The organism is Parageobacillus sp. VR-IP, from assembly GCF_013357975.1.
Taxonomy (GTDB): Bacteria; Bacillota; Bacilli; order Bacillales; family Anoxybacillaceae; genus Saccharococcus; species Saccharococcus caldoxylosilyticus.
This window is the reverse complement of record NZ_JABVYQ010000004.1, coordinates 216,016-228,408: the sequence shown is the minus strand read 5'-3', so window position 1 is coordinate 228,408 and position 12,393 is coordinate 216,016. Positions and strand designations below refer to the sequence as shown.

The following is a 12,393-nucleotide window of genomic DNA, read 5'->3' as shown; positions in this document are numbered from 1 at the left end:
TATTGACAATACTACTCTCGTAATTTCTTATAAATTTTTTCAGCCACCGTGCGCGGAATGTTCGCTTGCTGCAGCTCTTCGATCGTTGCTTCTTTCATGTTTTTCAATGAACCGAAATGCTTGAATAGCGCTTTTTTTCTTTTTTCGCCAACGCCAGGAATATCGTCTAACACGGAGCGAAACATCGTTTTTTCCCGCGTCTGCCGATGGAATGTAACCGCAAACCGGTGCACCTCGTCTTGAATGCGCTGCAGCAAATAAAACTCTTGGCTGTTTCTCTCAAGCGGCACGATTTTCGGCGGATCCCCCATGATTAACTCCGATGTGCGATGCTTCTCATCCTTGGCGAGGCCGGCAAGCGGAATATCCAGACCTAATTCATTTTCCAGCACATCGCGTACCGCTGCCAAATGTCCTTTCCCACCGTCAATAATAATCAAATCGGGAAGCGGAAGCTTTTCTTTTAGCACGCGCGTATAGCGCCTCCGCACCACTTCACGCATCGATTCATAGTCATCGGGTCCTTCGACCGTTTTCACTTTATATTTGCGGTATTCTTTTTTCTCCGGCTTTCCATCAATGAATACGACCATCGCCGATACCGGGTCGGCTCCATAAATATTGGAATTGTCAAACGCTTCAATACGGTGGGGAACAGGTATTTCTAATATTTTTCCTAGGTTTTCCACCGCCTTGATTGTCCGCTCTTCGTCCCGCTCGATTAGATAAAACTTTTCCTTCAAGGCAATTGCCGCATTTTTGCTGGCCAGCTCGACCAATTCTTTTTTCTTTCCCTTTTTTGGCTGCACAATCGTGACTTCTAGCAGCTGACCGGCAAGCTCTCCATCGACTTCGGCAGGCAAAATCACCTCTTTTGGCTTTAAATGATTGGCCTTTGTATAAAACTGTCCTAAAAAAGTCAGCAGCTCTTCGTCCGGATCTTGATACATTGGGAAAATCGATACATCGCGCTCGATCAGCTTCCCTTGGCGAATGAAAAAGACTTGCACGCACATCCAGCCTTTGTCATACGCATAGCCGAACACATCGCGGTCGATAAAGTCATTCAAGGTCATCTTCTGCTTTTCCATTGTCGCTTCAATATGGGCAATTTGGTCGCGGTATTCTTTCGCCCGCTCAAATTCGAGCGCTTCCGCTGCTTTCATCATCTTCTCTGCCAATTCTTTTTTCACTTCCTGATATCCGCCGTTGAGGAAACGAACGATTTGCTCAACCATCTCTTTATTTTGTTGTTCAGACACCGGATATACACATGGGGCAAGACATTGCCCCATATGGTAATATAAACAAACACGGTTCGGCATGGTCGAGCATTTGCGCAGCGGATAGAGGCGGTCTAACAGCTTTTTCGTCTCATTGGCCGCCTGCACGTTCGGATATGGTCCGAAGTATTTGCCGCCGTCTTTTTTCACTTTTCTCGTAATGAGCAAGCGCGGATGTTTTTCCGCCGTAATTTTAATAAACGGATAGCTTTTGTCATCTTTCAGCATGACGTTATATTTCGGATCATACTTTTTAATTAAATTCATCTCTAAAATAAGCGCCTCTGCGTTGGACGAAGTGACGATATATTCAAAATCGGCAATCTCATTGACAAGCCGCTGCGTTTTTCCATCATGCGTGCCGGTAAAATACGAGCGCACGCGGTTTTTCAGCACTTTTGCTTTACCGACGTATATGACCGTACCGTTTTTATCTTTCATCAAATAACATCCCGGCTGCTCCGGGAGTATGGCTAATTTTTCTTTTAAGTGATCATGCATCATAATCACTCCATCAAATTAATTCATCCATTCATACAACGTAATGTTTCCGTACACCGGATCTGCCAATGTGCTGGAACGATATATTTTCACTTTCCGCACATGGCGGGAAAGGGAAATCCCCTGTGCTTGAAAGCCCTTGACCACATGATCGGTCATATAAATTTTAACATGTCTATAGTTCTCCTTGTCTTGTAAAAAAAATGAAAAGTGCAATACGTCTTTGTGTGGAAAATCGACATCAAGATACTGCAATACTCGCGTTTCCTCCCATGTATATAGGACGAAATTTTCTCTGCTGTCGCGTAAATCATACGCCAACTGATAGGTTGCTGGCAACTGCAATGCTTGTTCGCGCAGATGCCATGTCCCCGTTACGAATTGCACGGCTAACACAGCCAGCGCTATGCTCCATCGATACATAGACAGATGATGGCGGACATAGCAGGTCCATCCGTACAACAAAACAAGATGAACAAGCGGGAGAATGTGACGCGGTTTCTCAATATTTTGCGCAAATAACGCCCAAAGAAAATAAACAAATCCAGAAACGAGAAGCCAGCGCGGAAACAAGAACTTCCTTGACCGCCATATCGCTGTCCATACAACCATATACAAAAAAAGCAGGATAACGTTTTGGCTTGCTATCCCTGTCCATAAAATATTATAAAAGAAAAAATGAATCACTCGTTCCCATAACGGCTGCCCGTCATTTGCCGCTGTTCCTCCCCATTCCTCAAAATGGCCGCTTGTAAATGAAAGAGCCAGTTTGAAAAAGGATTGGAAACTTCCTTCTGTCGCCGCAACCGCTGTGATCCAAATAAATTGGAAAAAGGCAGCTGCTGTCAAAAAGCAAACGATTCGGCGGACACTGCGATGTTTTTTCCAATCTTCGTACCATAAAAACAAGATTGCCACCGCAAATGGAGCATACGACAAGCGGATTCCCATTAATAGGCTAAAAAAAGCAAGCGGAAGAAGCTGCCGCTGCCATTTATCGCGCTCTCTTGCCCACTCAACGGACCACCAGTACCACCATAGCGCTGCTAATGCCGCACCGTCCGACATCGGTTGTGCAGCAATAACCATAACATAGCTGGCCGACTGAATGAGAGCACTAATGAACAACGCGGCCGCGGTCGAGAGATATTTTTTTACAAGCAGAACGATTGGAACGGTTGCGGAAAACATGGCAACGACATTAAAGATAGATAGCGCTTTCGCCGGATTGTCAACGAATGCATGAACGAACATGCCGCCAAGAATAAAATACGGGTATCCCGGAAAATGCGGCTGCATCGCCAATAAATCATAACGGTCTAACGCCAAGGCAAAATCGACCTGATCCCATGTCGCCGCATAAGGGCTCGCATAATATATTTCTAGCAAGAACAAACTTGCTAATATAACGAAACTAACATATGACAAAAATCGATTATTTCCTAGAAAATGTTTCATCGCCTTTCCTACCTTTAACCATTTATAAAATGAGAAAAAGCACAAGACATCATGTCTTGCACTTTTTACATCACCTTTTTCTTTTTTGGTTCAAGCGCTTGAACGACTGTTTTTGTTTGCTCCGCATTTTTCTCTGCATTTTTCTTTGTATTACGGTTCGCAACTAATAAATAAATCACGACAAAATATCCAATATAAGCGATTACTTCTTCCAGCGACGGCATGGACGAATAGCCGAAGAGCGCTTTTAAAAACACGCCGACCTCTCCTGAAAAGACAGGCGCGACGCCGTGATCGCGGAGATAATGTTCATAATCAATCGGATGTTCCGGAAGCAGCCATGTTAAATCATAAACGTGAGGCATTACGCTGCCGATGATATTTAAATCCTGAAGCATGGAAATGCCTTGGACAAGCAGGCCCGCAGCAATCAAAACGATGAACGCTCCGGTTACTTTAAAGAACGTCTTTAGCGGGATGCGCATCGTTCCTTTGAAGAAAAGGTAGCTGACAACCGCCGCAACCGCAATTCCTGTCGTCGCTCCCCATCCTTGCATCGCCGCACCAATGTTGCCATGGGTAATCGCGGCAAAGAAAAAGACCGTTTCGACACCTTCGCGGAGAACGACTAAAAACGAATGGATGACCATTCCAATAACATTGCCTGCCGTAATAAATTGGTCCATCTTTCCTTCAACGCTTTTTTTCATATCGCGGCTATGCTCGGCCATCCAAAAGACCATTTGTGTCAGCAAAATCGCCGAAACAAACATAATGCCGATCTTTAAGTACGTTTCGCTTCCCATCGCGGCAAATCCAGTAAACACGACTTGGAAAAGAATTGCGACCCCAACGCTCGCTAAAATCGCCAATCCTGCCCCAAGCCAAACGTACTTTGTATATTCTTGATGGCCGACTCGCTTTAAATAAGACGTAATAATTCCGACAATCAGCAACGCCTCGAGTGCTTCACGGAACGTAATTAACAGCGCTTGAACTTCCATCGCATGTGTCCCCCTTTGTTTCTATCCGTCATGTCCGCTTGCGACGCCATGAATACACGGCAACCCCGGCAATCACAACAATAAGAATCGCAATCGGAATCCAGTTTTTTAATTTGGATAAGTCCGTCCATTCTTTTTTCTGCACTTCTTGTGGCTTTTCCGTTGCACTTTCCGAAAAATGTCCCACTTTCAAACTTTTCAATCCAAATTGCTTTTGCAACGACGTTAAAATCGTTTCCTTGCTTTTCTTAAATTGCTCAATATCCGCTTTCTTCTCGCCGACACCAAACAATCCTGGGTTTCCTAATGACTGCAGCGCTTTATTGAATTCATCTCTTAACCGTTTATCAAGGGCTGCATCTTTGCCTTGCACCATCGGGGAAAGCGTTTCGTATGTAGCAAATGCCTTTGCTAATAGCCGTTTGCTCGTATCATACTGCTCAAAATTTTTCTCGATATTTTCCAACCGGCGTGCGATATTTAAAACAAGAATTTTTTCCATAGTTTCCAAAACTGCTTCTTTATCCTTTTTGTCGAGCGCCGATAACACTGCTTGCGAAGGCTCCGTTCCCATATGCATATCGATTTCTTCTTTTACCGTTTCGAAAATTTTGCGCGCCTCCGTAAAGTTTGGCGGCTGCTCGTTTAACTTTTCAGCCATTTGTTTATAAACTTCCGCCACTTTTTCTTCATTTGGGTCGCCATAGGAGTACGCAAAAGCAGAAATCGGAATACTATTGAGAATGAATATCATCGCTAGAGAAAAAAATAAAAAAAATCGCCTCATTATCGATCTCCTCCTACATCACCAATGATAATGATTATCATCTTCTATGTCAATATATTAATGAAAAAAATTCCCTTTCCTGTTCGCGAAAAAGAAAGGGCTACGAACATTGTTTGTCCGCTATGCTTGGGAGGCGATGGGCGTCTTCATCAATCGCTACTTTTTTCACCGGCCGCCGCATCTCCCTCCAAATTGCTGGAAGAACAGCCGTGACATACGCGCGAAATTTAATAAATGACTGTCCCGTTGTCCGCACTTGATAGCGAATCGGTACTTCTTTGATGCGAAACCCTTTGCGAACTAAATTTAAAGTAAGTACTTGGGCGTAGTTATAATCATGGATGATCTCCGCATGTTCCATCGCTTGCCGCGAAAAAGCCCGCATCCCCGATTGCCCGTCGTAAATCCATGTTCGCAGAAGAAGCGATTGCAGAAACGTAAAGAAGTAATTGCCCAGACGGCGATGCCATTTCATCCCGCGAATCGTGCCAAGAAAGCGCGAGCCCATCGTATAGTCCGCTTCTCCCGCAAAAATCGGAGCGAGCAATTCCGGGATTTGTTCCGCTGGATATTCATTGTCCGCATCAATCATCACGCCGATATCCGCACCGAGGCGGAGAGATTCCTGCAGCCCTTGGCGTACAGCGGCACCAAGACCGCGGTTTTCCGGCATTTGATAAATGTAATCAGCTCCTGCTTCTCTTGCAGCTGCTACGGTGTTATCAGTCGAACCGTCATCAATGACTAATACTTTCACATCCACATAAGGATGGAAAGAACGCGGAATTCTGCGAATGACCTCGCCAATCGATTGCTCTTCGTTATACGCTGGTAAGAAAACGATCACTTTTTGCTTCTTCATCTCCTGCTTCCCTCTTTCGAATCGCTTCCGTTAACACGGGCCCGCGGCTATGGCTCGGGTACGGTGCGCCCAACAAATAAGCAATCGTCGGTGCCACGGATACGAGACTTTTCTTTTCATCGATCCGTTTGCCTCGCTCAATCGCCGGTCCGTACAAGAAAAACGGCACAAACCGCTCTCCTTCATCCAAATGCCCGTGTCCGCCGATGCCGTCTGCTTGTCCGTGATCGGCGCAAATGATTAACGTTGCATTTTTTAATTTTCCTTTCTGTTCAAGCCACTCGACGTACTCCTTGATAAGCGCGTCCGCTTCTTCTATTTTTTGAAGATATTCCTCGTATAATACGCCGCGGCTGTGCCCCGTTTGGTCCGTGGCAATTAATTGAACAATGAGCAAATCAGGATCTTGCTCTTCCATAATGCGTTTGGCGCGTTCGATGATATTACGGTCAGCTACGTCATTATGCATGACCGCCGTTACCGTTTCGACATCATCTCCAAACGAATCGACGAGATGGGCAATGCCAAGCAGCCGCCCCGTTTTTCCTATTTTTCTTAGTGAGTCAAAAATGCTTTCTACCTTGATGCCAAGCTTCCATACCATATTAGAGCGTATGCCGTGTTCAAACGGATATGTTCCGGTGAACATCGAGGTAAAACAAACGACAGTACGTGCCGGATAAACTGTTTCCATTTGCGTAAATTCCGTCCCCTGCTGGCGCAGCCGTTTTAAAAATGGAGCATTGGCTTGTTCAAACCGATCTTTCCGCATGCCGTCGATGACAATCACAATGACTTTCTCATTGATTGGCTCTTTTGGAACGCTGGCATTATTGGTGTATGTCGGAATGATTTTTGGCTTCCAATCAAATAACTGGCTGTGCAAAATGAAAGAAAATAAAAAGACACCTGCATAATAGAGTGCAAAGCCCGCAAGAGAAAGATCGCCTGCTTCTCGCTCCAGCTGTACGTACGCATACTGCCAAATCGACAAAAGCAACAAAAATTTCGGCAACTGTTCTTGCGCGTTTCCGCTTGTCGAATCGCTATTTTTCAGCACTAGTTTCCAAAAACGGGTAAAATTCCACCATGATGTACCAATGCGCAAATGATAGTAAAGCGTACCCCAAAAAAAGACGGTAAAGAAAAAATATAGCCCCAGTGCTAAACTTAGCAGCTTAATGTCGGCAAACTGCCAAACGATTAAAAACACAACGTATGGAATCCATAAATAATTTCGCAAAAATAGCGGATAGTCGTACATATAATAGATAACAAAAAGCGGAAGCGCTGCTAGAAAACCAAAGAACCAGTGTTTCATATGCTCGATGGTGCCGAAACTGGCAAGATGGTAGATCGCCATCGTCCCGATAACGAAAATCGGCGTAAACGGTTTTCCCTCGTTCAGCAAATTCCAACATCGCGCCGCTACTTTCTCAAATGTTGAAGCTTCTTTCATTGTCTCTCCCTTCCTTTTTTCCAAGCCGACCCAACGAACGAAATATCTGTTGGAGACATAAACAGCATGGCAATGCCAACTAAATAAGAAAAAACAAATTTGAACGCATGGGCCATCATCGCTGCCATATACGCGCTGTTCCAGTCCGGGACGATTCTCGTAACCGCAAACGCCATTATCGCTTCATACGTCCCCAGCCCGCCTGGAGTGATTTGAAACACTTGACCGGATACAGTGATGCTGTTGACCCATACGGATTCCCAAAGGGACAAGGGCAACCTAAGCATGTGGGTCATCTCATAAACGACAACCGCCTCACACAACCAGCTGAGCGCAATCATGCCCACCATATAAACGCCGCGTTTTCCTCTTAATGCACTTTTTATCATGCGATGGTGTTTACGAATCCATTCTGCATCCGATTTGCGTGACAGCAAAACAGCAATTGCAGCTGCGCCGATTATTCCTATAACACCAATAACCGTTGCATTGATTGCAGGAAATCGATTGGCGTATGCATACATTCCCCATGCCGACAAAAGACACAAAACCAGCATGTCCAAAAGCCGCATCACCGCCACCGAGTGAACCGCTTCATCGACAGACACGTCCTTCTGCTTTGCTAAAACAGCAACACGGGCAATATCGCCTGCTTTTAACGGAAAAATATGATTAATAAGCAAACTTAAAAAAATGCCTTTGGCGTATACAATCAAAGAAATTGGTTTTCCCACGTATGACTTCCATGCCAGCGCCCTTAGCCAAAAGGAAGCGGCGTATATGATCAACATCCATGCTAGCGTGTCCGGTCTTCGAAAAAGCAGGTGAAGTTGCTCAAGAAGCACCTCTCCATCGAAATAGTAGTATGTCAGCCATAGGAACACAAGGACAAGCCCGGCACCGACTAGCCGTACCGCTGCCATTGCGTGTTTACGTTTCATACGCCCTTGCCCACGCGACTGTTCGCGCCAGCCCGTCCTCGAACGTTACGCTCGGTTTGTATCCGAACGCCCGCTGTGCTTTCGTAATGTCCGCCCATGTCGCTTTTACATCTCCCTTTCGCTCCGGTGCATATCTCATCTTCATCGTTGGAAAATGCGTTTTCAGTTCTTGCAGCAATCGCTCCATCGCGATCGGCCGCCCTGATCCTAAATTAAACACATCATTTCCGCCGCGGCGGCCGAGCGCCGCTACCATTCCGCTGACGACATCATCCACAAACGTATAGTCTCTTGCTGTGTTCGTGCCGTACACGACAATCTCTTCACCACGTAACAAATGACGGATAAACTTGCTGATTGCCATATCCGGTCGGCCCCACGGACCGTATACAGTAAAATAGCGAAAAATCGTCACCTGATAGCCGAATAGATGGGCATACGCATAGCAAAACGACTCCGCTCCGTATTTTGCGGCGGCATATGGCGAAACGACTTTTCCCGTCGCCATCTCTTCTTTCAGCGGCACATTCCCCTGGTTGCCGTAGACAGACGAGGAAGATGCGAATAACACATGCCCGGCCCCGGCTTCCCCCGCTGCCTTTAGTACATTAATCGTCGCTTTGATATCATAATCGACATAATCAAGCGGCTTAAGAAGTGAATTTGGAACACCGGGCAGCGCCGCTAAATGATACACACAGTCCGGCTGATAGCGGCGAAACAATTCTTCCGTTTTTTCTTTATCTAGCAAGTCAATGCGATAAACAGGAAGATTTCCTCCCGTCAACGCGCGAAATTGCCGATGCTTTCGTTCCGCCGGGTAGTAAGGATGAAAATTATCAATAACCATCACATCATGCCCAAGCGAGAGCAATTTGGCAACAAGATGGCTTCCGATAAACCCAGCTCCCCCTGTAATGAGAATTTTCAATGGATTCACCTCAAAATTAATGATTTATTCCTATTAGCATATTATCATAAGAAAATCGAAAAGCAGCAGCGCCAAAATTTGATTTCCTTCATAAGAAGGCAAAAAACCTTGCTAAAGAACAAGGTTTTTTTGCTTTATCGTTATTTTGCCTTTTCCATAGCAGTGTTTAATGTTGCTTCTAGTTGGGAAAGAAGTTTTTCCCCCTCCGCTTTATTTTTCGCTTTTGCTGCCTCAAGATAGCGCTGCGCCTGATCATTCAATGACGCATAAGCTTGATCACCTAACAACGCTTTTAAGTCGCTTTCCATCATATTAATAAATAAAGCGCCTTCCAAAGCGGTAATTACCGATTTATCTTGTCCCCAGCTTTCTTTACTTTCTTCATATTCATGAAGCGCCACCTTTGCCCAGCCGCGGACGAACGCTTTATTGATCGCTGCCGAATCAAGCGTTTTTACATCTGTTTGCAAATCAAATTGTTTTAAAATGTAGTCCGCTTCTTCTGGTGCATGCTTTTTCATATATGGATATACGGATTGATAAAACGCCCATCCTTCTGCTTGTTCGACTTTCGCTTCTTTTTCATCTTGTTTTGCCGCATTTGCCGCCTTTGAAGCGTAGCCGTGCGGAAGTGCACCTGTCGCTAAATAAAAGGTTTTCATCAGCGTTTTGTCTACGACTTGTTTTCCTAAGGAGAAGGCAAGCAAATCATCTTTTGCAGCCGCATCTTCGATTTGTGCGAACGCTCCGTCTATCGCATCGACCAACTTCGTTCCGTAAGCGGCATCACGCTTCTCGACCGTCGGCTGTAAAATCGCGTAAAACTGTTTTGCTTCTTCGATTTCCTTCTTTACTTCTTCCTTATTAGCCCAATTTTCCTCTACTTCGGTAAATTCATGCTTGATTGTGGTATAAAATACTTTTTGCATGAGCTTATCAAAGATTTGTTTTACGACCACTGGATCGAGTGAACCATCTTTCCCTGCCGCCAGCGCAGTAGTAATATGTTGGTCAAGCGTATCTTGAAATTCGGCGTCCCGCTTTTGCACAAGCGTCTGTAAGTTTTCTTCATATAGTTTTGTCACTTTATCAAAGTCAACTTTTTGCCCTTGCTTTGCTTTTTCCAGCTCGACAAGCGCCTGTTTAAATACATCAGCATAATGGATTTCTTTTTTCTCTGTTTCCACTGTTTTTTCTTCCCTTTGTTTAGCGGCTGTTTGCTCTTTTTTCTCCGTTTTGGTTGTTGCTGTTTCTTCGCTGTTCGAGCAAGCTCCCATCATTATCGCAAACGCTGTAAAAACAGCAAGCAGCTTCCATTTAACTGACATTATGTATCCCCCTCATACCTTTTTATTTGATAATAATTTTCATTAGCACAAGTTGATTATAATAGATAATGATTATCAACGTCAATGGAATTTTTATCAAAGAAAAGAGCCTGCCAACGTTTGGGCAAGCTCTTCCCTATCATCACACTTTGATAAATGAAGGAAAAAATTCATGTCCGATAATCTCTCCTTGTATAGACTGTTTTGTCCGTTTTTTGTGGTTTAATGGTAGAAGCGGGAATAGCAGTTCAGCTACCCGATATGCTTCTTCTAAATGCGGGTAACCGGATAAAATAAAATACCGGATACCTAATTGATAGTACTCTAATAGCCGCTCTGCCACTGTTTCCGGATCCCCGACTAAAGCGGTTCCTGCTCCTCCTCTGACAAGGCCAACCCCCGCCCATAAATTTGGACTAATTTCTAACGATTCTCTGCTTCCATTGTGCAACTGTTTCATACGCTGCTGCCCGACCGAATCATACCGGGCAAAAACTCGTTGTGCTTCCTGAATGGTTTTGTCGTCCACATAACGAATGAGCTGTTGTGCAGCATTCCATGCTTCCTTTTCTGTTTCGCGCACAATAATATGAAGCCGAATGCCAAATTCAATTGTACGTCCTTGCTGTTCAGCCAATTTTCTCACTTGGGAAATTTTTTCTTCCACCTGTGCTGGCGGTTCTCCCCATGTTAAGTAAACATCTGCATGTTTCGCTGCCACCTGTTGGCCTGCTAGCGACGACCCTCCAAAATAAACCGGAGGATACGGTCTTTGTATTGGCGGAAACAGAAGCTTAGCCCCAGTTACGTTGATATGTTTTCCTTTTAAAGTGACTTCTTCGCCGCTTAACAATCGTCTCCAAACTGTTAAAAATTCATCCGTTGCTTCATAGCGCTCGTCATGGCTTAAAAATAGCCCATCACCCGCGAGTTCAACGGGATCTCCGCCAGCTACGACATTAATAAGCAACCGGCCTTCCGAAATTCGGTCTAATGTGGAAGCCATTCTCGCCGCAAGTGTAGGAGACATTAATCCCGGTCGTACGGCAACAAGAAAACGCAATTGTTCTGTTTCCGCTGCCAATGCTGACGCAAGCAGCCATGGATCTTCGCATGATTTCCCCGTTGGAATTAATACCCCTTTATAGCCCAGCCGGTCAGCAGCTTGGGCAATTTGCCGAAAATAACTATACTCCGCAGTACGGCCTCCTTTTGTTGTTCCAAGATAACGTCCATCGCCATGGGAAGGGATAAACCATAATAATTCCATTTTCATTTTCTCCTTTCTATCATTAAATGAGGGTTTGAGTGTTTGAAATAGATTGCAACACTTCCTTTATCCTTTCTTCAATGTCGGATGGAAAAAATATTTCGCCCGTTTCATCACGTTGAATCGTTTTGTCTAAAATAAATACTCCATGTAAAATCTCTTTTGCTCCCATAATGGAGAAAATAGGTTTTAGCGCATATTCAATCGATAACAGATGGGCAATAGTTCCGCCTGTGACGATCGGAGCAATAATCTTACCTAAAAATGCCTTTTCCGGTAACAAGTCGAGAAATGCTTTTAAAATACCCGTATAGCTGCCTTTGTAGACAGGACTTAACACCATGACCGCATCTGCCTCACGAATCCATTCGTGGGTTTGAGCAATCGCTTCACTATCGAATTTTGCATGCAGCAAATCTTCTGCCGGCAAATCCCGAACATGGATTAAATGAACATGATGCCCCCTTTTGAGCAATTCTTTTTGCAATCGGTTAGCGATCTCCGCTGTTTTGGATTGTTTAGATGGACTTCCCGAGATTAAAGTGATTGTCGTCATTAATGTCTCCCCC

Annotated in this window: 11 protein-coding genes; all 11 read right to left on the bottom strand. The window is 44.8% G+C overall.

The genetic code is table 11. The annotated features are described in order from the left end of the window. Positions 1-11: 11 nt before the first annotated feature. Positions 12-1,784, bottom strand: a complete 1,773-nt coding sequence (uvrC, locus tag HT574_RS11750) for an excinuclease ABC subunit UvrC (protein WP_175244901.1) — start codon at positions 1,782-1,784, stop codon at positions 12-14. A gap of 18 nt (positions 1,785-1,802) precedes the next feature. Then, the gene (locus HT574_RS11745; protein ID WP_175244746.1) at positions 1,803-3,242 is read right to left on the bottom strand and encodes a nucleoporin-interacting protein; all 1,440 of its coding nucleotides are present in this window, start codon (positions 3,240-3,242) and stop codon (positions 1,803-1,805) included. A 65-nt stretch (positions 3,243-3,307) separates the two neighbouring features. Beyond that, the gene (locus HT574_RS11740; protein WP_175244745.1) at positions 3,308-4,246 is read right to left on the bottom strand and encodes an FTR1 family iron permease; all 939 of its coding nucleotides are present in this window, start codon (positions 4,244-4,246) and stop codon (positions 3,308-3,310) included. Positions 4,247-4,274: 28 nt separating this feature from the next. After that, a complete protein-coding gene (locus HT574_RS11735; protein ID WP_175244744.1) occupies positions 4,275-5,033 on the bottom strand; it encodes a hypothetical protein in 759 nt (252 codons plus the stop codon). Positions 5,034-5,133: 100 nt separating this feature from the next. Next, positions 5,134-5,895 (bottom strand): glycosyltransferase family 2 protein, encoded by a 762-nt coding sequence (locus HT574_RS11730; protein ID WP_175244743.1) that lies wholly within the window; start codon positions 5,893-5,895, stop codon positions 5,134-5,136. Then, positions 5,855-7,354 (bottom strand): alkaline phosphatase family protein, encoded by a 1,500-nt coding sequence (locus HT574_RS11725; RefSeq protein WP_175244742.1) that lies wholly within the window; start codon positions 7,352-7,354, stop codon positions 5,855-5,857. Before HT574_RS11725 ends, HT574_RS11730 begins: the two co-directional genes overlap by 41 nt. Next, positions 7,351-8,295: a lysylphosphatidylglycerol synthase transmembrane domain-containing protein gene (locus tag HT574_RS11720; RefSeq protein ID WP_175244741.1), complete on the bottom strand. Its 945-nt coding sequence runs from the start codon at positions 8,293-8,295 to the stop codon at positions 7,351-7,353. The genes HT574_RS11725 and HT574_RS11720 overlap by 4 nt, the downstream gene beginning before the upstream one ends. Continuing rightward, the gene (locus HT574_RS11715; protein WP_175244740.1) at positions 8,285-9,226 is read right to left on the bottom strand and encodes an NAD-dependent epimerase/dehydratase family protein; all 942 of its coding nucleotides are present in this window, start codon (positions 9,224-9,226) and stop codon (positions 8,285-8,287) included. Before HT574_RS11715 ends, HT574_RS11720 begins: the two co-directional genes overlap by 11 nt. Positions 9,227-9,366: 140 nt before the next feature. Beyond that, complete coding sequence (locus HT574_RS11710; protein ID WP_175244739.1) at positions 9,367-10,554, bottom strand: hypothetical protein; 1,188 nt, start codon at positions 10,552-10,554, stop codon at positions 9,367-9,369. Between the two features lie 142 nt (positions 10,555-10,696). Beyond that, a complete protein-coding gene (gene ssuD / locus HT574_RS11705) occupies positions 10,697-11,824 on the bottom strand; it encodes an FMNH2-dependent alkanesulfonate monooxygenase (RefSeq protein WP_175244738.1) in 1,128 nt (375 codons plus the stop codon). Positions 11,825-11,846: 22 nt separating this feature from the next. Further along, the gene (gene ssuE, locus HT574_RS11700; protein WP_017435447.1) at positions 11,847-12,380 is read right to left on the bottom strand and encodes an NADPH-dependent FMN reductase; all 534 of its coding nucleotides are present in this window, start codon (positions 12,378-12,380) and stop codon (positions 11,847-11,849) included. Positions 12,381-12,393: the final 13 nt, after the last annotated feature.